The organism is Actinomadura sp. RB99, from assembly GCF_014706005.1.
Taxonomy (GTDB): domain Bacteria; phylum Actinomycetota; class Actinomycetes; order Streptosporangiales; family Streptosporangiaceae; genus Spirillospora.
In genome coordinates, this window is record NZ_JABMCA010000018.1 from 12,607 (window position 1) to 34,149 (window position 21,543).

The window sequence follows — 21,543 nt, forward strand, 5'->3', positions numbered from 1 at the left end:
CCCGGCCCGCTACCCGACGAACGTCCGCACGGCCAGCGCGGCGATGAGCGTCCCGGCGACCACTCCCGTCACCAGCCGTCCCCGGTACCCGGTGAGCAGGCGGCCCAACGCCGCCCCGGCGAGGACCACCGCCATCTGCCAGACGGCGGACGCCGTGAACGCGCCGACGACGAAGGCGGACCGATCGACGGCGTCGAAGGCCTCGAAGCGGCTGCCGATGACGATGGCGGCGAAGTACAGGACCGTGCCCGGGTTCATCACCGTGATCCCGATGAGCCGCAGGTAGGCCCGTCCAGGTGAGGACGCTCCCGAGGCGTCGAGTGGGCCGGACGGTCCGCCGTCCTCGCGGACCGCGTCGATCACGACCCGCACGGCGATCCACAACAGCACGGCGGCGGCGACCCAGCGGAGGGAGCCGACGACCGGTCCGACCACGCGGCTCACCACCCCTCCCACCGCGACCGCGACGGCGCTGTAGAGACCGTCCACCGTCGCGACGCCCAGGGCAGCGGCGGCACCGACCCGCACGGGCGCCATCGAGCTGAGCAGGAGCAGGTAGACGGCGACGGCTCCGACCTGCATGGCGATCCCGAGGCCCGCGACGGCTCCGGTGGCGAGCGCCGTCGTCATGGGCCGAGCACCGGTCGCATCCACCGTCGGGCCGAGGCGGCGGCCGGCATCGCGAGGTGTTCATATAGTAGATACATGTCCACTATGATAGAAATCTCCCATCGTTGACCGCACCGTATTTTGAGCGGGTGAGACAGGAGTCCGGATGACGCTGCGTTTCGAGCTCGACGACCTGACCCGGCCCGAGGTCCATGGACTCTTGGAAGAGCATCTGGCCGACATGCACGCCACCTCGCCCGCGGAGTCGGTCCATGCGCTGGATCTGCACGAGTTGCGCGCCGCGGGGGTCGAGTTTTGGTCAGTCTGGGAAGGCCCGGAGCTACGCGGCTGCGGCGCGCTCAAGGACCTCGGCGGCGGCGACGCCGAACTGAAGTCCATGCGGACGGCGCGGTCAGCGCGGGGACGGGGCGTCGGAACGGTCATGCTCCGGCACCTGCTGAAGGTCGCCGCCGAGCGCGGCTACCGGCGGGTGCTGCTGGAGACAGGGAGCCAGGACTTCTTCGCACCGGCCCGGCGGCTCTACACGCGGCACGGGTTCGCCCTCTGCGAGCCGTTCGCCGACTACGTCCGGGATCCCAACAGCGTCTTCATGAAGCTGTGCCTGGACGGCGGCGCCGTTCCCGCGGTGAAGCCGTGTCCACTTTGATGGACAGCCCGGACGGCCTCGGACGGCGGATCAAGGCGGAACGGGTCAGGCGCGGCTGGTCGCTGGCCCGGCTCGCGGACGCCTCCGGGGTGTCCCGGGCGATGATCAGCAAGATCGAGCGGGGCGAGAGCAACCCGACCGCCCTCGTCGTCGGCAAGCTCTCCGCCGCGCTGGAACTGACCATGACCGCGCTGCTGTCGCCGGCCGAGGGAGGCGCCGACGGGGTGCGGCGCGCCGCCGACACCCCCCACTGGACGGACCCCGACACCGGCTACCTCCGGCGCCAGATATCGACGCCGGGCTTTCCCGCCGACGTCACCGAGATCGTGCTGCCCGCGGGGGCCCGGGTGTCGATGCCGGCCGGGACGTACGCGTTCATCGCCCAGCTCGTCTGGGTCCTGGACGGCGAGCTGACTCTGGCCGAGGGACCGACCTCACACCGTCTCACCAGCGGAGACACGTTCGAGTTCGGCGAGCCCCAAGCCCGCGAGTTCATCAACGACACGACCGACGAGTGCCGCTACGTCGTGGTCGTCACCCGCAAGGCCACGCCCTGACCTTCTGCTCCTCGTCGCCTTGGAGGTGCTGCGCGGCCGTCCCGGAATGCACGGCGTCCTTCCCGACGAGCCGCACGTGGTGACGGCCCATCGCCTGGACACTCCGGAGACGGAGGGTGCCGCTTGGCTGGACCCGCGAGACCGGCCCGCTCTCAAGGGCCGGGGATGGTCACTCGCGTCAGTTCTTCGGAGACCCGCCAGACGCGCTGGGCCTCCTCGTCGCTGCGCAGGGGGCCGTAAAGCTTCTGCTCAGCGGGAGGGCCGCCCAGGTGCCCGAGTCCGCGCGGTCCGTGGAACGCGCCGCCTTCGGCGTGAGGCGAGGTGGCTGCGTAGAGGGCCGGGAGCTTCGCGGTCTCGACGGTCCCGAGGAAGATGCCCCGTCCGGACAGGGCGCGGATGACTCTGCGGCCCGCGGTCTCCTCGTCGCGGCCGAGTTCGGGGCGCGCGGCGAGGAGGTTGGTCGGCGCGACCCCCGGATGGGAGAGGTTGCTCGTGACGCCCCAGCCGCCCGCCCGGCTGCGCCGGTCGAGTTCGAGGCCGAACAGCCCGAGCGCGATCTTGGACTGCCGGTAGGCGCGCATGCCGTCGTAGGAGCGTTCCCAGTCCAGGTCGTCCCAGTTGACGGCGCCGCGGCTCGCCGCCACGCTGACCTGCGAGGTCACCCGCGCGCGGCCGGCGCGCAGCAGCGGCAGCAGATGTCCGACGAGGGCGAAGTGCCCCAGGTGGTTGGTGCCGAACTGCAACTCGAACCCGTCGGCGGTCGTCCGTCGGCCGGGCGGTGTCATGACGCCGGCGTTGTTGACAAGGATGCGGATGGGGCGGTCCTCGTCCAGCAGGGTCTTGCCCAGCGCGGCGACGGAGTCGAGCGAGGAGAGGTCCAGCTCGCGCAGCGACACCGTCGCGCCCGGGGCCTGCCTGCGGATCGCGGCGACCGCCGCCTCGCCCTTGCGCGTGTCGCGGACGGGCATGACGACCTCGGCTCCGGCGGCGGCGAGCCTGGCGGCGATGCCCAGTCCGATGCCGTCGCTCGCTCCGGTGACGACGGCGCGTCCGCCGGACAGGTCCGGAACGGTGATGTCGATTCGCTTTCGTGGCACGGTTCACTCCCAGAGGTCTTGTCGCCCACCCCACGGTCACCGAGGCGGCCGCCGCCATCCAGGACCTGTCGATCCGTGGTTGCCGTACCAGGCGGCCGCTAGAAAGGAAGCAGCACCACGGGAGGACGAGCATGGTGATCGATCGGCCGGGACTGGCGGAGTTCCTGCGGCGCCGCCGCGAGTCGCTGCAGCCCGAGGACGTCGGCCTTCCGCGCGGGCGGCGCCGCAGGACCAGCGGCCTGCGGCGCGAGGAGGTGGCCGCCCTCTGCCACATGTCGACCGACTACTACGCCCGGCTGGAGCGCGAGCGCGGCCCGCAGCCGTCCGAGCAGATGATCGCCTCGATCGCGCAGGGCCTCTACCTCTCCCTCGACGAGCGCGACCACCTGTTCCGCCTCGCCGGCCACAACCCGCCCGCGCGGGGCGCCGACGGCGAGCATGTCGGGCCCGGCCTGCTGCGCATCCTCGACCGCCTGCACGACACCCCCGCCGAGATCGTCACCGAACTCGGCGAGACCCTGCGGCAGACCCCGGTCGGCGTCGCGCTGACCGGCGACACGACCCGGTACACCGGTCCCGCGCGCAGCCTCGGGTACCGCTGGTTCACCGATCCCGCCGCCCGGCGGCTGTACGCGCCCGAAGACCACCGCTTCCTCTCCCGGATGTTCGCCTCCGGCCTGCGCGAGATCGCCACGCTGCGGGGCCCGAAGTCCCGCGCGGCGCGCTACGCGGACCTGCTCCTCGCCCAGAGCGAGGAGTTCCGGGACGTGTGGAACGGCCACGAGGTCGGCATCCGTCCCCACGAGGTCAAGCGCTTCGTCCACCCCGAGGTCGGCGCGTTGGAGCTGAACTGCCAGACGCTGCTCGACCCGCACCAGTCGCACCACCTGCTCGTCTACACCGCGACCCCGGGCAGCGAAAGCCACGAGAAGCTGCAACTGCTCTCCGTCATCGGCGCGCAGCCGCTCGGCACCGCTTGAGACAGGCTCTGCCTCGGTCGCCCGCCGTCACTCGTGGGTATTCGGCCTGGTGGGCCGGGCTGCTTGCGGGCTGAGGCGCGCGAGACCGAGGGGCTTCCCCTTCCGGAGCGGCGGCGGCCGTCGCTCCGCGTCGTCGCGGCAGACCGCGACGGAGAGGGTGGCGGCGTAGATGGTGAGCCGTCGTCACGGGGTCAGTGACGGCGACCGCCGCCGCTGCCGGGGCTTCTGAGCGCGGGCCGGACGGTGCGGGCTCGGACGGTGCGGGCTCAGACGGTGCGGGGGTCAGACGGTGCGGACGGTCACGCCTGCGGCGGCCAGTTCCGCGACCCGGTCGCGGGGGGCGGAGCCGTCGGTGACGACCGCGTCCAGGTCGGACGCGGGGCCGACGAACGCGAGCGCGGTGCGGGAGAGCTTGGCGGCCTCGGTGACGGCGACGACGCGGTGGGCGGAGGCGATCGCGGCGCGCTTGACGGCGGCGTCCTCCAGGTCGTGGGCGGTGAGGCCGTCCGCCGCGGTCAGCCCGCAGCAGCCGATGATCGCGGTGTCGAAGCGCAGCGCGGCCAGCGACGCCTCGGCGAGCGGGCCGGTGAGCGCCAGCTCGCCGGGGCGCGGCCGGCCGCCGGGCACCAGCAGGGTCAGCCGCGGCGCGCCCGCCAGCGCGTTGATCGCGTGCAGCGACAGCGGCATCACGGTCAGCCGCCGGTGCTCCAGCGCGCGGGCCACCTCCAGGCAGGTGGTGCCGCTGTCCAGCACGACGGACTCGCCGTCGGCGATGAGCGCGGCGGCCTCGGCGGCGATGCGGCGCTTGGCCTCGACCTCCTCGTGGACGCGCACCGCGAACGGCGGCTCCTCGCCGCGCAGCAGCAGGGTCCTCGCGCCGCCCCGGTAACGTTCGAGGACGCCCTGGGCGGCGAGGTGGTCGAGGTCGCGCCGGATGGTCATCTCCGACGCGCCGGTGAGGCCGGCCAGCTCCGCGACGCCGATGCTGCCGGCGTCGCGCACCGCCTCGGTGATCCGCCGCAGCCGCTCCGTGTCCGCCATACCCGCGATCGAACACCATCCTTGTTCGGAATGCAAGGTTTCGATGCAGGAGGATGTTCGTTATGTTCACTATATGGAGCGAACGCTACGGGCGGGCCGGATGGCCACCTTCGTCTACTTCGGCCTGTCCGGGTTCATCCTCGGCATGTGGGTGGTGCACATCCCCAGCATCGAGCATCGGACGGGGATCGACCACGCCGAGCTGGGCCGGCTCCTGCTGCTGCTCGGGGCGGGCTCCTTCGCGGGCATGCAGGCCATCGGGCCGCTCACCGACCGCTTCGGCGCGCGCAGGGTCGTCCCGATCGGCGCCGCCCTGAGCGGCGTCGCGGTCGTCGGACCGGGTCTGGCCACGAACGCCTGGACGCTCGGGGCCGCGCTGGCGGTGCTCGGCGCCTGCAACGGCGGCGGCCTGAACGTGGGCATGAACGCGCACGCCGTCCAGGTCGAACGGGGGTACGGGCGGCCCGTCATGTCGGCGTTCCACGCGACGTACTCCATCGGCGGTGTGCTCGCGTCGCTCGTGGGCGCCGCCACGCTCGGCGCGGGGGTCCGCCCGGCCGTCACGCTCACCGCCGTCGCGGTCGTCTGCGTGGCCGTCGCCGTGGCGGCGGCGCCCGCGCTGCTGCGGCCGGAGCCCGCCCGCGCGACGGCCGGCGCGGCGGCGCGGCGGCGGACGCCCTGGCGGATCTGGGCGCTGGCGGCGCTCGCCCTGGTGATCATGCTGTGCGAGGGCGTGGCCAACGACTGGAGCGCGCTGCACCTGCGCCGCGTCCTGCACGCGCCCGCCGCCACCGCCGCCCTCGCCTACGGCGCCTTCGCCACCACCATGACGATCGGGCGGCTGCTCGCCGACCGTGCGGCGGCCCGGCTGGGCGCGGTCGCCGTCCTGCGCTACGGGGCGTCCGCCGCCGCGCTCGGGATGGCCGCCGCCGCCCTGTCCCCGTGGATCCCGCTGGCGCTGGCCGGATGGGCGGTGTTCGGAGCGGGGCTGTCCGGCTGCGTTCCGCAGCTGTTCAGCGCCGCCGGGCACGCCGACCGCGACGCCGCCGGCGTCAACGTCTCCCGGGTCGCCGGCATCGGCTACCTCGGGATGCTCGCCGGGCCCGCCGCCATCGGGGCGCTGACCGGCGTCATGCCGCTCAACCTCACGTTCTTCCTGCCCGTCGCGTGCTGCGTCGCCGCCGCGGCTGCGGCGGGGGTCCTCCGTCCGCGCGCGGGCACCGCCGGCTCCGTCCCGGAACCGGCCGTCGACGCGGCGGGCGGCCGCGCCGAAGGGCGGTGCGGCTAGAGCCAGCCGCCGATGCTGCGGTTCTGGGAGACGGCGGTGTCGAACGCGAGCGGGCAGGCGAGGACGAGCGTCCGCATCGGCTCCTGCAAGGGCGCGTGCATCCGGAGCACGTAGCGGTCCGCGCCGGTGAACATCTGCGACAGCAGCTCGCCCATGCCCTCGAACCCGCGCTGGATGCGGGCGATCTCCTGCTGCTGCCAGTCGGTGATCCGGCCGCTGAGCAGCTCGTAGTAGCCGAGCTGCTGCTCCTGCGCGCCGAGGATCTCCCAGCCCCGCATCGCGCGCTTGCGCAGGTGCCCGATGAGGCCGCCCTGCGCGGTGAGCACCTGCATCTTCGGCGTGCCCATGAACCCGTACGGCTTGTAGAAGTGGAAGTACGGCATGCCGTCCGGGCGGAAGATCGTCAGCTTCCGCTCGGCCTTCGTCTGGCTCCCCTGGTTGACGACGCGCAGGGCCTTCTTCGCCCCGCTGACCCCCTGCTCCCGGACGTGCGCCGCGGGCTGCCCCTGCGGGCTCCAGATCGTGTAGTTGGCCTCCGTCGAGAAGAACTGCGCCGGCTGGTCGTAGACGAGGATCGGCGAGCCGTACAGGTCGGCGGGGGCCGTGCCGTACTGGCCGGGAGGCTGCTGCTGCGGGTAGCCGCCCTGCTGCGGGTAGCCGCCTTGCTGCGGCGCGGGGTACCCGCCCTGCTGCGGCGCCGGATAGGCGGGCTGCGGCGGCGGGTACCCGGCGGGCGCGTACCCGTTCGGCGGGTAGGCGGGCTGCGCCGGCGCGTACGGCGGAGCGGGCGGCCCGCCGGGCGCCGGGGCTCCGTAGCCCCCCGGCCCGTAACCGGGGTGGTGCGGGCCGCCGGGGCCGGGCTGGGCGGGAGGCGGGGGGTAGCCCATGAAGGCTCCTGTGCGAGGCGTGGCAGCGCGATGGTCAGGCGACACGATAGCGCCGCCATCTCGCATTCTTCGCGCCTTTCCGGACGAACCGCCCCGCCTCTCGGACGGCGCGGCCCGCACCCGGGTGCCCGCCCGTCCGGGGACGGGCGCCGGGCGCGGGCCGCGTCCCGTTCAGCAGTTGGAGATTTCCGCCCCCGGAACGGGCTCCGGGACCTTGTCGACGATCTCGGTCCGCACCACCGCGCTGGCGAACAGGGTCGACCCGCGCTTCCCGAGCTGGTCGCTGGAGCGGGTGACGACGTTCCGGGTCCCCAGGTACCGGTGGGTCACGGGGTCGAAGACGAGCTCCTCCCGCATCCCGTCCCGCGTGCGGGTGACCGCGACGCCGTGCCGCCCGACCGCGTCGACCGAGTCGCTCGCCAGCCGCACCCCGGAGATGCGGGCGATGGCGCGGAACAGCGCCGCGCGCACGGCGGGCGGCGCCGGCCGGTCGATCAGGTCGATGACGGCCTCCCACTGCCGCTCGGCCCGCGTGCCGTCGCCGCTGGTCGCCAGCAGCCGGAGCAGGGCGTCCGGGTCGGCGGGGACGTCGCCGAGGTAGGGCCGCTCGATCGGCGGCACCTGCCCGCAGGGCTTGAGGACGCTGTCGCCGTCCGGCGGGACCCCCTCGTCCGGCCGGGGCCGGATCCAGTTCTTCAGGCGGACGAGTCCGGTCCGGGACCCGTCGACCGAGATCCACGACTGGTTGCGGTCCTTGTACCAGCGCCCCGTGTTCATGACCCGGCGCAGTTCGATCGTGTCCTGGTAGACGAACTGGTCGGGCCGCGGGACCGGATCGGTGCCGGCGCGGTCGGCGGCCTGGTCGAGCAACGCCCCGACGGCGGCGGGCGGCGGGGGCGGCTCCGCCGGCCGGTACGTCGCCACGACGGTCGCCCCCACGGTCGCGCAGGCCGCCGCGGCGACCCCGGACAGCAGCAGCGGCCTGCGGGGCCGGCGCCTCCGCGCGGGGGCGTCCGCGCCGCCGGCCGTGCCGGCGGCCAGGGCCCGGTCGCGCCAGCGGCGCTCGGCGCCGGAAACGTCCGGGTCCTCGGGGATCTCGGAGCGCAGGCGCTCCACCAGCGTCAGTTCATCCATCGTGGGCCTCCCGGTGGGGGTCGGCGGCGTCGCCGAGCGCGCCGCGGAGCTTGCGGCGGATCCGGTTCATCCGGGACCGGACGGTCCCGGACGGGACGCCGAGCGCCTCGGCGACCTCGTCGTAGGTCAGCCCGGCCCACGTCACCAGCAGCAGGACCTCGCGCTGCGCGGCGGGCAGCGCGGCGATCGCGCCGGCGAGGGCCTGGGAGCTGGCGCCGGCGTGCACCCGGTCCTCGACGGCGTCGGTGAAGGGCTCGGTGACCGGGTCCGTGCCGCCGCGGGCGAGCGCCCGCAGCGCGCGCACCTCGGCGCGGCGGTGCCGCCGGATCAGGTTGGTGGCGATCCCGTAGAGCCACGGGCGCGCGTCCGGGCGCTCCGCGTCGTAGGCGGCGCGGCGGCGGAACGCGACCAGGAAGGTCTCGGCGACGATGTCCTCGGCCGGGTCCTGGCCGAGGCGCCGCACCGTGTACCGCATGATCGCCGGGGCGTGCCGGCGGAACAGCGCGGCGAACCGCTCGGGATCGGACCGGGACGCGGCGATCAGCGCCGCGTCGGTCGGCTCCCCGGACGGCTCCGCGGCGGGGTCCCGGACGGCTCGGGCGGCCTCTCCGGCGGGCGGCCGGGCGGGCTCCGCGGCCGGCGCCGGGAGGGGACGGACCGGTGACGACCGGCTTGTCGGGGGCATGGGCGGGCCTCTCGGGTCGAGGACTGATCATCCTTTGTTGCCCGGCCGCGCGCCCTTGGGTCCCCCGGGATCGAACACGTCCGCTCCCCAGAGCGTCTACAGTTCTGTAGACGTTCATGTGCGACCGAACAGGATGACCCCGGATGACCGCCGCCCCGGCACCCCTGGCCTTCGACGGCTCCCGCGTCGACGGCCCGCTCTTCACCGCCGTCACGCATCTCGCCCGCGACACCCGGTGGCTCAACGGCCCCCTGGAGTGGTGGACCAACGCCGGCCTCGCCGTCTTCGCCGTGCTGATGCTGGCCGCCTGGTGGCGGGCGCGGCACCGGGACGCGGCGGCGATGGCCCTCGCGCTGGCCGCCCCCGTCGCCGTCGGCGTCGCGTTCGCCGCCGCCGAGGTCGTCAAGAAGATCGTCGAGGAGCCGCGCCCGTGCCGGGCGATGCCGCACGCGTTCATCGTCGAGGCGTGCCCGGCGCCGTCCGACTACGCCTTCCCCAGCGGGCACACCACGGCCGCCGCCGCGGCGGCCGCCGCCCTGTTCCTGCTCGACCGGCGGCTGGCCGCCATCGCCGCGGTCTTCGCCGCCTTCGAGGCGTTCACCCGCGTCTACGTCGGCGGCCACTACCCCCACGACGTGGTCGGCTCGGTCGTCCTCGCGGTGCCGGTCGCCTGCCTCGCCGCCCTGCTGCTGCGCCGCGTCGCGACGCCGCTCGTCGGACGGCTGCGGCACGGCCCGCTGTCCCCGCTGCTGGCCGCCCGGCCCGCCGCCGGACCGGCGGGCGCGCGGCCGGTCACAGGTAGCGCAGCCACAGGTAGGGGACGCACAGGGCCACGGTGACGGCCGTGACGACCAGCCCGTAGCGGGTGAACCGCCAGAAGCCGATCGGGGTGCCGTTGCGGGCGGCGATGCCCAGCACGACGACGTTGGCGCTCGCGCCGATCGCGGTCGCGTTGCCGCCGAGGTCGGAGCCGAGCGCCAGCGCCCACCACAGCACGTGCCCGCCGGTCCCGGGGTGCTGCTGGACGAGGTCGGAGACGATCGGGCTCATCGTCGCGACGTAGGGGATGTTGTCCACGATCGCCGACAGCAGCCCCGACGCCCACAGCAGCAGCATCGACGCGGCGCCGAGGTCCCCGCCGGTCACGTCGGCCGCCGCCCGCGCCACGTGCGCGATGACGCCCGTCTCGACCAGCCCGCCGACCATCACGAACAGCCCCGCGAAGAACACCAGCGTCGGCCACTCCACCTCCGCCAGCGCCTGCTCGGTGGTGACCTTCGTCGCGGCGACCAGCAGCCCCGCCCCCAGCAGCGCCACCACCGACGGCTCGTAGTCCAGGACGGGGTGCAGGACGAACGCCAGGATCACCGCGGCGAGCACCGCCAGTCCCTGCCACAGCAGCAGCCGGTCGGTGATGGCCTCCCGCTCGCGCAGCGCCATCACCTCCGCCGCCCGGTCGGCGTCGTAGACGAACGCAGACCGGAACAGCCACCGGCACAGCAGGCAGAACACCGCGATCAGCCCGACCACCAGGGGCGCCAGGTTGACGAGGAAGTCGTTGAACGTCAGGCCGCCGCGGCTGGCGATGATGATGTTGGGCGGGTCCCCGACGAGCGTCGCGGTGCCGCCGATGTTGGACGCCATCACCTCGGCGATCAGGTACGGGACGACGTCCAGGCCGAGCCGCTCGCACACCAGGAAGGTGACCGGCACGACCAGCAGCACGGTGGTGACGTTGTCCAGCAGCGCCGACGCGCCCGCGGTGATCAGCACCAGCATCACCATCAGCCGGTAGGGCCTGCCGCGCGCCCGCTTCGCCGCCCAGATCGCGACGTACTCGAACACCCCGGTCTGCCGCAGCACCGAGACGATCACCATCATGCCGAGCAGCAGGAAGACGACGTTCCAGTCGATGCCGGTCCGCTCGGAGAAGAACGCGGCGCGGGCGTCGGTGACGTGCAGCAGCAGCATCAGCCCGGCGCCGCCGAGCGCCACCGCCGTCCGGGGGATCCTCTCCGACGCGATCAGCACGTACGCGACGACGAAGATCGTGACTGCGGCTACGGCGGCCAAGGCGGCTCCTGGGAGTCTTTCGGGGTCGGCTGTACGACGCCGACCAGACTTCCCGGCACACCGTTCACCGACCCTAACGGGATTCCGGGGCGTTTTCCACGCGGGAGCGCCGCGACCGCCCGTCCGACCGGCGGTGACGTCGGCGGTGCCGGCCGGCCGCGCCCCTGCTACGGTCGGGGTTGTGCGCGCCGGAGAACTCGCCGTGGACCATCCCACCGTCACCGCCGACACGAGCGCGACGGACGCGGCCCGGCTGCTGGCCGAGCACCGGCTGCTCGGGCTGATCGTGGTGGACGAGCGGCACCGCCCGAAGGCCGTCCTTCCCGGCTCCCAGCTGCTCGGCGCGCTCATCCCGCAGTACGTGCGCGACGACCCGGCGCTGGCCCGCGCCTACGACGAGGGGCACGCCGACCGGCTGTGCGAGCGGCTCGCCGGCAAGCGCGTCGCCGACCTGCTGCCCGCGAACCGGACGCCGCCGCCCGTGGTGGACGCCGACGCGACCGTCATGGAGATCGCCAGCGTGATGGCCGCCGCGCGCAGCCCGGTCGTCGCGGTCTCCGGCGATCCGCGCAGCACCGACGCGCCCATGATCGGCGCGATCACGGTCGCCGACCTGCTCACCCGCGTCCTGCCGCCCGCCTGAGCGGCGCTCACCGCGCCGGCGCCCCGGGGCGGGGCGCAGGTGGAGCGGAGGGCGGCGCAGGTCAGGTGGTCTTGGCGGTCGGGGCGGCGCTCTCGATGCGGGCGGCCTCCTCGCGGAGGCGGGCGGCGAGGTCGCGCTTGTCCTGGGCGGTGTCCGGCTCGGCGCGCTGGATCGCGTCCGGCACGAAGGCGTCCGGGGCCGTGTCCGCGGCGGGGGCCGTGTCGTCGCGCAGGCCCTGCGTCTCGGACTTGAGGATGCGCATCGACCTGCCGAGCGCCCTGGCCGCGTCCGGCAGCCTCTTGGAGCCGAAGAGCAGCACCACCACGATGCCGACGATCAGCCAGTGCGACGGCGAGAACTCGCCCATCAGCGCCTCCCCTTTGTCCCGGTGCGCGTCCAGCGTACTCTCACCCATTCGCGCAACCGCGCAACGATCACCGGGCGGCCGCGCTCGGACGCGGGCGCACCGGCCCGCGCGCTGCGGGCCCGTGCCGGGCGGGCGGGTCGCCCGCTCATGCCGCCGCCGTATTGTTCGCCCCGATGGCCGGCGGACCGGCCCTTCGGCGGGCAATGCGGCGGTCGTCACTTGCCGGGTCGAGGGAGTGCGCGGCGGCACTTCCTAAGACGGCCGGCCATCCAGGGAAACCGTTCCGGGACAGGGTCGCCGGAAAGGCGTCGGGACCGTCTCCGGCCGGCTGTCCGGCGGCCGGGAAGAGTGCTCAGTGAGCGGCCTCGTACTGCTGGACGACGTTCGCCGGGATGCGGCCTCGGTCGTTGACCGGGATACCCGCCGACCTGGCCCAGTCGCGGATCTCCGCGCTGCGCTCGCGGGTGCTCGCGGTGCGCGTCGCGGTCTTGCGGCCGGCCGGGCGGACCTTGCGGGCGCTGTCCCGGTAGGGCGCGATGACCTTGCGCAACTTCGCCGCGTTCTTCTTGTTCAGGTCGATCTCGTACGCCCTGCCGTCAAGGGCGAAGGACACCGTTTCCACCGCCGCGCCGCCATCGAGGTCGTCCACCAGTGAGACCTGGACCTTCTGCGCCATGAGCCATCTCCGTTCCGTTTATTGCTCAGTTCGAAGAATAGTAGATGCTCGGCGGCCGCGGTATTGGCGGAACCCCGATTAATGTATTTCCTCAACGGGTGAGGATTTCGTCATGCGCGCGCATGGCCGGGGCGCCGAATCCGTCGTCCAGGTCAGCGGGACACCAAGCGCGCCTGACCCTCGGGACGCGGCCGAGAGCCGCCGCGCCCCCGGACGCCGCCCCCCGGGACGCGTCCGAAGAAAGTTCACGTTCGTATCTGGACAGCTGCCTTACCAGACGGTAGTAAAGATCAGCCCCCTGTTCCCCCGGTCCCGGAGCCGCCCCATGCCGCGCCGTCGCGCCCTCCTGTCCACCTCCGCCGCCGCGCTCATCGCGGCGGGCGGCGTGAGCGCCCTCCCGGCCCACGCGGCCGATGCCTACACGGTGAGGACACTGCATTTCGACGTCGCGGTCGGGCCGAAGCACGACCAGCACTGCGACGTGGTCGGCGACCTGTACCTGCCGTCCGGGGCGTCCGCCGCGCACCGGGTGCCCGCCATCCTCACGACCAACGGATTCGGCGGGTCCAAGGACGACCAGGCCGGGCTCGGCAAGACCTACGCGCAGCGCGGATACGCGGTCCTGTCCTATTCCGGACTCGGATTCGGCGGCAGCGGCTGCCGCATCACGCTCGACCACCCCGACTGGGACGGCGCCGCGGCGAGCCAACTCGTCGACTATCTGGCCGGGAAGAAGGCCGCCAAGGACGGGACGCGGCTCGACGCCGTCCGGCTGGACCGGGCCGGCGACCCGCGCGTCGGCATGGTCGGCGGCTCCTACGGCGGCCAGATCCAGTTCGCCGCGGCCGGCGTCGACCGCCGGATCGACACCATCGTCCCGATGATCACCTGGCGCGACCTGCGCTACTCGCTCGCCCCGAACAACCAGGTCGTCGACGGGAGGCCGAGCACCGACCCCGGCGTCACCAAGCTGGTCTGGGCGCTCGGGTTCTTCGGCGAGGGCGTGTCCGCCGGGCTCACCAACGGCAAGGCCGACCCCGGACGGCTGCTCGGCTGCCCGAACTTCCCGACGATCCTGTGCCAGGCCGTCGGCGAGAGCCTGGTCTTCGGCGTGCCGCAGCAGGCGAGCATGGCGTACATGAAGGCCGCGTCCGTCGCGTCCTACATGCCGAAGATCAAGGTGCCGACGCTGATCGTCCAGGGCGAGACCGACAGCCTCTTCGACCTCCAGGAGGCCACGGCCACCTACGAGCAGCTCACCGCGCAGCGCACCCCGGTGAAGATGATCTGGCAGTCGTCCGGGCACAGCGGCGGCAAGGTCCCCGGCGACGGCGACCTCGCCGACGTCACCGGCAGCTACACCGGGCAGCGCGTCGCCGCCTGGTTCGACCACTACCTCATGGGCCGCCCCACCGGCACCGGCCCGGCGTTCACCTACTTCCGCCCCTGGGTGAACTACCAGGGCAACGCCGCGCCCGCCTACGGCACCGCGGCCGCGCGGAACCGGACGCTCTACCTCTCCGGCAAGGACAGGCTCGTCACCGACCGCAAGGCCGTCGCCGAGGGCGCCGCCAGCTACGCCAACCTGCCCTGGATCCCGACGTCGTTCTCCGAGGTCTCCGCCGTGCAGGGCGCGCTCGGCCTGGACGACGTCCCGCCCGCCGACGCCCCCGGCACCGCCGTCGCCTGGACCGGCGCCCCGCTCGCCGCCGACACCGACGTCGTCGGCTCCCCCGCCCTCACGGTCCGGCTGGACTCCCCCGCCGCCGTGCGGTCGCAGAAGTCCGGCGTCAACGGGCGCCTCATCCTGTTCGCCAAGCTGTACGACGTCGCGCCGGACGGCTCCGTCTCGCTCGTCCACCGGCTCGTCTCCCCCGTGCGGGTCGCCGACGTCCGCAAGCCGCTGACGGTCGCGCTGCCGTCGATCGTGCACCGGTTCGCCAAGGGCCACCGGCTGCGCGTCGCGATCGCCTCCAGCGACCTGTCCTACCTGGGCAACCGCGGCGTCCTGCCGGTCACCGTCCGGACCGGGCCCGCCGACCCCGGCGTGCTCACCCTGCCCACGCTGCGGTGAGCGCGTAGCGGGGACCGTCGCCGGTCCGTTCCCGCGGGGGCGGACCGGCGGCCGAAATGATCGTAAGCTGACGGCATGTCCGACGGTCGCCCCTCATGCACCTGCGTGATCTGCCGCGACTACGGGGACCGCGACCGCCTGGACAACTTCCAGCTCCGCACCATCGTGCACATCACCCAGTACGGGTGGAGCGTCGTCCTCGTCCACCCCGACGCCGACGGCCCCGGCTGGGCGTACACCATCGGGCTGTGGCACAGCCACCGCGCGCCCGAGCTGGCGATGTTCGGCGGCGACGTGTACGAGACCGAGGAGGTGCTCAACGCCCTCGGACGGGAGGCGGCGGAGGGCCGGGCGCCCGCCGACGGCGAGCGCCGCGAGGGCGCCGTCCGCGGCCAGACCGCCGCGTTCCGCGCCGTCGACCCGCGCTGGTACGAGGGCCTGTTCCGCGGCGCGGTCGCCTTCTACCGCCGGCCGCCGCTGCCGTTCCTCCAGGTCGTCTGGCCCAACGCCGAGGGCCTGTTCCCCTGGCAGCCCGGCACCGACCTGCCGTTCCGGCACTCCCAGCCGTGGCTGTGGCTCGCCCCCACCCAGCATCCCGCCGGAGCCTGGACGCGCCGCCACACCGCCGGCCACGGCTGACCGGCCGCGCCGGGCAGTGCGGCACCACGGGCAGTGCGGCACCACGGGAAGGGCGCACGACGAGCAGTGCCCGCGACGAGCGGTGCGCAGGGCGGGCAGGGCATACGATCGGCGGGTGTACGGGCCGATCGCCGAGACCATCCGGACCCAGCGCCTCGTCCTGGAGCCGCTGGCGGTCCACCACGCCGACGAGATGGCCCCCGTCCTGGACGACCCGCGCCTGCACGCCTACATCGGCGGCGAGCCCCTCAGCCTCGACGAGCTCCGCGCCCGCTACGAGCACCTCGTCGCCGGGCCCGCCCCCTTCCACCAGGAGTACTGGCTCAACTGGATCGTCCGCCGCGCCCGCGACGGGCAGGCCGTCGGCTACGTCCAGGCGACCGTCACGCCCGCGCCCGGCGGGCCGCAGGCCGCGCTCGCCTGGGTGATCGGCATGCCCTACCAGGGGTTCGGCTTCGCCACCGAGGCCGCCCGCGCGCTGGCCGGCTGGCTCACCGGGCACGGCATCGCGGTGCTCACCGCCGCGATCCACCCCGCCAACCGGGCCTCGGCGTCCGTCGCGTCCCGCCTCGGGCTGCGCCCCACCGGCGAGACCGCCGACGGCGAGACGATCTGGCGCCTTCCCCGCGCGGACCCGCCTCCGTGACACTCTGATATCGCGCCGTGGCGGGCGGGCAAGGCGGGAGTAGTCCAGAATCGACGGGGAACGCGCTGCGGGGCAGGCGGCATCGGTCGGTCGACGAGAGGGAGCACATGCGGGAGGTCTGGCCCGGGGATCCGTACCCGCTGGGCGCCACCTGGGACGGCACCGGCACGAACTTCGCGCTGTTCTCGGAGGTGGCCCGGCGGGTCGAGCTGTGCCTGTTCGACGCCGACGGGACCGAGACCCGGCGCGACCTGCCCGAGGTGGACGGGTTCGTCTGGCACGGGTACCTGCCCGGCGTCGGCCCCGGGCAGCGCTACGGCTACCGGGTGCACGGCCCGTTCAGCCCCCGTGACGGGGACCGCTGCAATCCCGCGAAGCTGCTGCTCGACCCGTACGGCAAGGCCGTCGAGGGCGGCGTCCGCTGGCACGAGTCGCTGTTCTCCTACCGGTTCGACGACCCCGACGCGCTGAACGAGGACGACAGCGCCCCGTACATGCCGAAGAACGTCGTCGTGAACCCGTTCTTCGACTGGGGGGACGACCGGCCGCCGCGCGTCCCGTACCACGAGAGCGTGATCTACGAGGCGCACGTCAAGGGGTTGACGAAGCTGCACCCGGGCGTCCCGGAGGAGCAGCGCGGCACCTACGCGGGCCTCGGGCACCCGGTGATGATCGACCACCTGGTCGACCTCGGCGTGACGGCCGTCGAGCTGATGCCGGTGCACCAGTCGATCCCCGAGCACGCGCTCGTGGCGCGCGGACTGGACAACTACTGGGGCTACAACACGATCGGGTTCTTCGCCCCGCACAACTCCTACAGCTCGTCCGGGCAGGCCGGCGAGCAGGTGCTGGAGTTCAAGGCGATGGTCCGCGCCCTGCACGAGGCGGGCATCGAGGTCATCCTGGACGTCGTCTACAACCACACCGCGGAGGGCGACCACCTCGGTCCGACGCTGTCGTTCCGCGGCATCGACAACGCGTCCTACTACCGGCTCCGCGACGACGACAAGCGCTACCACCTCGACTACACCGGCTGCGGCAACTCCCTCAACGTCCGCAACCCGCACGCGCTGCAGCTCATCATGGACTCGCTGCGCTACTGGATCCTGGAGATGCACGTCGACGGGTTCCGGTTCGACCTCGCCTCCGCGCTCGCCCGCGAGCTGCACGACGTCGACCGGCTCGCCGCGTTCTTCGACCTCGTCCAGCAGGACCCCGTCGTCTCCCAGGTCAAGCTGATCGCCGAGCCGTGGGACGTCGGCGAGGGCGGCTACCAGGTCGGCAACTTCCCGCCGCTGTGGACGGAGTGGAACGGCAAGTACCGCGACACCGTCCGCGACTTCTGGCGCGGCTCGTACGCGACGATGCCGGAGTTCGCGTCCCGGCTGACCGGGTCGTCGGACCTGTACGAGCACAGCGCGCGGCGGCCGTTCGCGTCCATCAACTTCGTGACCTGCCACGACGGGTTCACGCTGACCGACCTCGTCTCCTACGACCACAAGCACAACGAGGCCAACGGCGAGTCCAACCGCGACGGCACCGACGACAACCGGTCCTGGAACTGCGGGCAAGAGGGCCCGACCCGCGACCCCGGCGTGCTGGACCTGCGGGCCCGCCAGCGCCGCAACTTCCTCGCCACGCTGTTCCTGTCGCAGGGCGTCCCGATGCTGCTGCACGGCGACGAACTGGGCCGCACCCAGCGGGGCAACAACAACGCCTACTGCCAGGACAACGAGCTGGCGTGGGTGCACTGGGACGAGCCCGGCGACATGGAGTTCATCCGGATCGTGTCGCGGCTCCGCCACGACCATCCGGTGTTCCGGCGCCGCCGCTTCTTCACCGGCACCGGGACGGGCGCCGCCGCCGACATCGCCTGGCTGACGCCCGCCGGCGAGAGCATGACCGACGAGGACTGGAACGTCGGCTTCGCCAAGTCGCTGGGCGTGTTCCTCAACGGCGACGCCATCACCGAGCCCGACCCGCGGGGCCGCCGCGTCCGCGACGACTCGTTCCTGCTGCTGGTCAACGCCGGGTCCGACGCCGTCGAGTTCACCCTGCCCGGCGCGGAGTACGGCGAGCGCTGGGAGTTCGTCCTCGACACCGCCGACCCGGCCGGGGCCGGGGAGCGGCCCCGCGTCAAGGCCCGCGACGAGGTCTCCGTCCCGGACCGCTCCCTCACGGTACTGCGCAGGGGCTGACACTCCGCGGGCGCGCCCGTGAGGGTCGGGTCCGGTTCCGCTGCCTCAGGTTCGGTTCCGCTGCCTCAGGTTCGACTCACCTCCATGGCGGTGAGGAAGACCAGGACGAACGTGGTGACCGCGATCAGGCCGTGGAAGGCGACGGCGGCGGCCGGGAACGTCTGGTCGCGGCCGCGCGCGTGCCGGCCGCCGCCCCCGACGAGCCAGCGCGTCAGCAGCATGAACCCCTGGAGGATCACGACCAGCAGCGCGGCGAACGCGACCCAGGCGAACGCGGCGCGGCCGGTCGCCAGGTAGCCGATCCAGACGCAGAGACCGACGACGGCGGCCAGCGGATGCCCGATGACCACCAGGACCGGGAACCGGGTGACCTTCGTGCCCCGGCCCCCGCTCGTCAGCCATTTGATCAGCAGGTAGCCGCCGGCCGTGGCGGCGAGGACCCACGCGACGAGTGCGGCGAACTCCACCCCCCGCTCCTTTCGGTGCAGTTCTACGGTGTCCCCGCACCAAGTGTCGCGTGCCGATCGCCGCGCCATGACGGATTCGTGCATATTGCCGTACGCTGAGTGAGCAGAACGGTCAGATCGGCCTGTCCTGCGGGTGCAGTAACTTGTGACTTCTATGCGCACCCTGACGCCGTCCTCCGAGCCCGTCGACCTCATCGAGCGCTACGCCTACCCGCCGGGCGGCGGGACGTGGCTGCGCGCCAACATGGTCGCCAGCCTGGACGGGGCGGCGCAGCGCGACGAGCGCAGCGGCGGCCTCGGCAACGCCGCCGACCAGGAGCTGTTCCTGCTGCTGCGCGGGCTCGCCGACGCCGTGATCGTGGGCGCCGGGACGGTCCGCGCCGAGGGGTACGGGCCGGTCAAGGCCCGCGAGAGCTGGGGCGCGGTGCGCGACGGCCGGCCGCCGGTGCCGCCGCTCGCGGTCGTCTCCCGCACCCTCGACCTGGACTTCGACGCGCCCCTGTTCACCGAGGCGGCCGTCCCGACGATCGTGCTCACCGCCGCGGCCGCCGACCCGGCGCGGCTGCGGGCGGCGAAGGAGCGCGCGGACGTCATCGTCGCCGGCGACGAAGCGCTCGACTTCACGGTCGCCGTCCGCGAGCTGGCGGCGCGCGGGTTCCACCGGCTGCTGTGCGAGGGCGGCCCCTGGGTGCTGGCGCAGGTCGTGGAGGCCGGGCTGCTGGACGAGCTGTGCCTGACGCTCAGCCCGATGCTGCTCGCCGGGCACCCGGCGCGGATCCTGAACGGCCCGCCGTTCCCCGTCCCTGCGGAGTTCCGGCTCGGGCACGCGCTGGAGGAGGACGACTTCCTGTTCCTGCGCTACGCGCGCAGCCGGTAGCGGACGAACAGGACGCCCTCGTCCAGGTGGACGGCCACCGGCTCGACGGGGACCTCGGCGTCGAGGACCCCGAGGAGGCGCGTGTGGCGCGGGCTGCCGAGGAGCGCGGGCGCGATGTTGAGGCACAGCTCGTCCACCAGCGACGCCCGGATGAGCGCGGTGGCCAGTGCCGGACCGCCCTCGCAGAGCAGGTGCTCGTGGCCGAGGTCCTCGCGCAGGACGCGCAGGGCCTCGGGGAGGTCGACATCGTCGTCCCCTGCCGCAACCACCGGGATCCCGGACGGGACGGCGTCCCGCGCGCGCTCTGTCGTCACCACGATCGTCGGTGTCTCCGCTTCGGTGAACAGCGGGAGCGTCCAGTCGAGATCGAGGGAGCGGCTCACCACGGCGATGGGCGCGGGCGCCCCGCCCCGGCGCGCGCGCAGGTCCGGGCGTAGGCGGGCGGGGCCGAGCCGCCCGGTGCGGGCGGTGGCGGCACCTACGAGGATCGCGCCGGCGAGCGCCCGGAGCGTCCGGAACACCCGGAAGTCGGCGGCGCCGCCGAGGCCGTCGGTCCAGCCCTCGGCGTCGGTGACCGATCCGTCGGCGCTCATCACCATGCCGAGCCGCAGCGCGGGGGCGTCGCCGTACGCCTCGTACGGGTCGATGTCCTCGGCGGTGGGTCCGGGCAGCAGACGGCGCATGACCTGCAGGTTACCGAGCCCCCGATGCTCCGTTCTGTCGGTGCCGGGGCGCAAGATGGGGGGCATGGACCTGCCGATCAGCCCGCCGCTGCCGCCGATGCTGGCCAAGGCCGTCAAGACCATGCCCCAGGGCGACCTGCTCTACGAGCCGAAATGGGACGGCTTCCGCTGCATCGTCTTCCGCGACGGCGACGAGGTGGAGCTGTCGAGCCGCGGCGAGAAGCCGCTGACCCGGTACTTCCCCGAGGTGGTCGAGGCGGTGAAGCGGGAGCTGCCCGAGCGGTGCGTGGTGGACGGCGAGATCGTCGTGCCGCGCGGCACCCGCCTCGACTTCGACACCCTGCAGCAGCGCATCCATCCGGCCGCGTCGCGGATCAAGCTGCTGTCGGAGGAGACGCCCGCCTCGTTCATCGCGTTCGACCTGCTGGCCCTCGGCGACGAGTCGCTGATGGAGACGCCGCTCGGCGAGCGCCGCCGGCGGCTGGTCGAGACCCTGGCGGGGGCGAAGGCGCCGATCCACGTGACGCCCGCGTCCGACTCCTACGAGCTGGCGCTGCGCTGGTTCGAGGAGTTCGAGGGCGCCGGGCTCGACGGCGTGATCGCCAAGCCGCGCGACACCGAGTACCAGCCCGACAAGCGGGTGCTGTTCAAGGTCAAGCACGAGCGCACGTGCGACTGCGTGGTGGCCGGCTTCCGCTGGCACAAGTCCGGGCCGATCGTCGGGTCGCTGCTGCTCGGCCTGTACAACTCCGAGGGCAACCTGCAGCACGTCGGCGTGGCGGCCTCGTTCACCATGAAGCGCCGCGCCGAGCTGGTCGAGGAGCTCCAGCCCTACCGGATGGAGGACCTCGCCGGCCATCCGTGGGCGGAGTGGGCGCGGCAGGACGAGGCGACCGCCGACCGCATGCCCGGCGCCGTCTCCCGCTGGACCGGCAAGAAGGACCTGAGCTGGGTGGCGCTGCGTCCGGAGCTGGTGGTCGAGGTGGCGTACGAGGCGATGGAGGGCAGCCGGTTCCGGCACACGGCCCGGTTCCGCAACTGGCGCCCCGACCGTACCCCCCGGTCCTGCACTTATGAGCAGCTCGAGGTGCCAGTGGCCTACGACCTCGACGACATCCTCAGCGGCCCCGCCACCAGCCCCCGCGCCGATCGGTGACGCGGGGGCGGGGCGGGTTCCGGGTCAGGGGCAGGTTCCGGGTCAGGGCTGGGTCTCGTTGCGGATGGTCTGGTCGGTGATGGCCGAACTTTCGTGAGC

General features: G+C 73.5%; 23 protein-coding genes. 12 read left to right on the top strand and 11 right to left on the bottom strand.

Going from position 1 to position 21,543, the window contains the following annotated elements:
• Positions 1–9: 9 nt before the first annotated feature.
• The gene (locus amrb99_RS18275; RefSeq protein WP_190857288.1) at positions 10–630 is read right to left on the bottom strand and encodes a LysE family transporter; all 621 of its coding nucleotides are present in this window, start codon (positions 628–630) and stop codon (positions 10–12) included.
• 145 nt (positions 631–775) lie between these two features.
• Between amrb99_RS18275 and amrb99_RS18280 the strand changes: the two genes are divergently transcribed.
• Together amrb99_RS18280 and amrb99_RS18285 are read left to right on the top strand one after the other, a co-directional pair.
• Entirely contained in the window at positions 776–1,276 is a 501-nt protein-coding gene (locus amrb99_RS18280) for a GNAT family N-acetyltransferase (RefSeq protein WP_190857290.1), read from the top strand.
• Positions 1,264–1,833 carry a helix-turn-helix domain-containing protein gene (locus tag amrb99_RS18285; RefSeq protein ID WP_206699997.1) on the top strand — a complete coding sequence of 190 codons (570 nt, stop codon included), beginning with the start codon at positions 1,264–1,266 and terminating at the stop codon, positions 1,831–1,833. The genes amrb99_RS18280 and amrb99_RS18285 overlap by 13 nt, the downstream gene beginning before the upstream one ends.
• 152 nt (positions 1,834–1,985) lie before the next feature.
• On the opposite strand, the gene amrb99_RS18290 is transcribed toward amrb99_RS18285, so the two are convergent.
• Complete coding sequence (locus amrb99_RS18290; protein ID WP_190857292.1) at positions 1,986–2,930, bottom strand: SDR family oxidoreductase; 945 nt, start codon at positions 2,928–2,930, stop codon at positions 1,986–1,988.
• A 134-nt stretch (positions 2,931–3,064) separates the two neighbouring features.
• Between amrb99_RS18290 and amrb99_RS18295 the strand changes: the two genes are divergently transcribed.
• Entirely contained in the window at positions 3,065–3,910 is an 846-nt protein-coding gene (locus tag amrb99_RS18295) for a helix-turn-helix domain-containing protein (protein WP_190857566.1), read from the top strand.
• Positions 3,911–4,192: 282 nt separating this feature from the next.
• Here the strand turns inward: amrb99_RS18295 and amrb99_RS18300 are convergent, their stop codons facing one another.
• Positions 4,193–4,951, bottom strand: a complete 759-nt coding sequence (locus tag amrb99_RS18300; protein ID WP_190857295.1) for a DeoR/GlpR family DNA-binding transcription regulator — start codon at positions 4,949–4,951, stop codon at positions 4,193–4,195.
• 73 nt (positions 4,952–5,024) lie between these two features.
• Between amrb99_RS18300 and amrb99_RS18305 the strand changes: the two genes are divergently transcribed.
• Complete coding sequence (locus amrb99_RS18305; protein WP_190857297.1) at positions 5,025–6,239, top strand: MFS transporter; 1,215 nt, start codon at positions 5,025–5,027, stop codon at positions 6,237–6,239.
• On the opposite strand, the gene amrb99_RS18310 is transcribed toward amrb99_RS18305, so the two are convergent.
• The 3 genes from amrb99_RS18310 to amrb99_RS18320 form a co-directional block, all read right to left on the bottom strand.
• Positions 6,236–7,126, bottom strand: a complete 891-nt coding sequence (locus tag amrb99_RS18310) for a hypothetical protein (protein ID WP_190857300.1) — start codon at positions 7,124–7,126, stop codon at positions 6,236–6,238. The genes amrb99_RS18305 and amrb99_RS18310 overlap by 4 nt on opposite strands.
• A 171-nt stretch (positions 7,127–7,297) precedes the next feature.
• On the bottom strand, positions 7,298–8,260 hold the full coding sequence (locus tag amrb99_RS18315; RefSeq protein ID WP_190857302.1) for a CU044_5270 family protein: 963 nt from the start codon (positions 8,258–8,260) through the stop codon (positions 7,298–7,300).
• A complete protein-coding gene (locus amrb99_RS18320) occupies positions 8,253–8,945 on the bottom strand; it encodes an RNA polymerase sigma factor (protein ID WP_190857305.1) in 693 nt (230 codons plus the stop codon). The genes amrb99_RS18315 and amrb99_RS18320 overlap by 8 nt, the downstream gene beginning before the upstream one ends.
• A gap of 143 nt (positions 8,946–9,088) precedes the next feature.
• Between amrb99_RS18320 and amrb99_RS18325 the strand changes: the two genes are divergently transcribed.
• Positions 9,089–9,784: a phosphatase PAP2 family protein gene (locus amrb99_RS18325; RefSeq protein WP_190857307.1), complete on the top strand. Its 696-nt coding sequence runs from the start codon at positions 9,089–9,091 to the stop codon at positions 9,782–9,784.
• On the opposite strand, the gene amrb99_RS18330 is transcribed toward amrb99_RS18325, so the two are convergent.
• The gene (locus amrb99_RS18330; protein WP_190857309.1) at positions 9,738–11,018 is read right to left on the bottom strand and encodes an ArsB/NhaD family transporter; all 1,281 of its coding nucleotides are present in this window, start codon (positions 11,016–11,018) and stop codon (positions 9,738–9,740) included. The two genes, amrb99_RS18325 and amrb99_RS18330, sit on opposite strands and share 47 nt — an antisense overlap.
• Positions 11,019–11,199: 181 nt before the next feature.
• Here amrb99_RS18330 and amrb99_RS53195 point away from each other — a divergent pair, with 181 nt between their 5' ends.
• Positions 11,200–11,661 (top strand): CBS domain-containing protein, encoded by a 462-nt coding sequence (locus amrb99_RS53195; protein ID WP_190857311.1) that lies wholly within the window; start codon positions 11,200–11,202, stop codon positions 11,659–11,661.
• Positions 11,662–11,722: 61 nt separating this feature from the next.
• Here the strand turns inward: amrb99_RS53195 and tatA are convergent, their stop codons facing one another.
• Positions 11,723–12,076 (bottom strand): Sec-independent protein translocase subunit TatA, encoded by a 354-nt coding sequence (gene tatA / locus amrb99_RS18340; protein WP_241755666.1) that lies wholly within the window; start codon positions 12,074–12,076, stop codon positions 11,723–11,725.
• 304 nt (positions 12,077–12,380) lie between these two features.
• Positions 12,381–12,704, bottom strand: coding sequence for an Lsr2 family protein (locus amrb99_RS18345; protein ID WP_190857313.1), 324 nt, complete (start codon positions 12,702–12,704; stop codon positions 12,381–12,383).
• 325 nt (positions 12,705–13,029) lie between these two features.
• On the opposite strand from amrb99_RS18345, the gene amrb99_RS18350 reads away from it, so the two are divergent.
• The 4 genes from amrb99_RS18350 (at position 13,030) to glgX (ending at position 18,261) form a co-directional block, all read left to right on the top strand.
• Entirely contained in the window at positions 13,030–14,778 is a 1,749-nt protein-coding gene (locus amrb99_RS18350; protein WP_190857315.1) for a CocE/NonD family hydrolase, read from the top strand.
• A gap of 75 nt (positions 14,779–14,853) precedes the next feature.
• Positions 14,854–15,417 (top strand): DUF4262 domain-containing protein, encoded by a 564-nt coding sequence (locus amrb99_RS18355; RefSeq protein ID WP_190857317.1) that lies wholly within the window; start codon positions 14,854–14,856, stop codon positions 15,415–15,417.
• Positions 15,418–15,532: 115 nt separating this feature from the next.
• Positions 15,533–16,063: a GNAT family N-acetyltransferase gene (locus amrb99_RS18360; RefSeq protein WP_190857319.1), complete on the top strand. Its 531-nt coding sequence runs from the start codon at positions 15,533–15,535 to the stop codon at positions 16,061–16,063.
• A 107-nt stretch (positions 16,064–16,170) separates the two neighbouring features.
• Positions 16,171–18,261: a glycogen debranching protein GlgX gene (glgX, locus tag amrb99_RS18365; protein ID WP_190857321.1), complete on the top strand. Its 2,091-nt coding sequence runs from the start codon at positions 16,171–16,173 to the stop codon at positions 18,259–18,261.
• 65 nt (positions 18,262–18,326) lie between these two features.
• Here the strand turns inward: glgX and amrb99_RS18370 are convergent, their stop codons facing one another.
• The gene (locus amrb99_RS18370) at positions 18,327–18,728 is read right to left on the bottom strand and encodes a hypothetical protein (RefSeq protein ID WP_190857323.1); all 402 of its coding nucleotides are present in this window, start codon (positions 18,726–18,728) and stop codon (positions 18,327–18,329) included.
• A gap of 154 nt (positions 18,729–18,882) precedes the next feature.
• On the opposite strand from amrb99_RS18370, the gene amrb99_RS18375 reads away from it, so the two are divergent.
• Positions 18,883–19,605 carry a pyrimidine reductase family protein gene (locus tag amrb99_RS18375; protein ID WP_190857329.1) on the top strand — a complete coding sequence of 241 codons (723 nt, stop codon included), beginning with the start codon at positions 18,883–18,885 and terminating at the stop codon, positions 19,603–19,605.
• On the opposite strand, the gene amrb99_RS18380 is transcribed toward amrb99_RS18375, so the two are convergent.
• Entirely contained in the window at positions 19,587–20,288 is a 702-nt protein-coding gene (locus amrb99_RS18380) for a dihydrofolate reductase family protein (RefSeq protein WP_190857331.1), read from the bottom strand. The genes amrb99_RS18375 and amrb99_RS18380 overlap by 19 nt on opposite strands.
• Positions 20,289–20,352: 64 nt before the next feature.
• Between amrb99_RS18380 and amrb99_RS18385 the strand changes: the two genes are divergently transcribed.
• Complete coding sequence (locus amrb99_RS18385; RefSeq protein ID WP_190857334.1) at positions 20,353–21,444, top strand: ATP-dependent DNA ligase; 1,092 nt, start codon at positions 20,353–20,355, stop codon at positions 21,442–21,444.
• Positions 21,445–21,543: the final 99 nt, after the last annotated feature.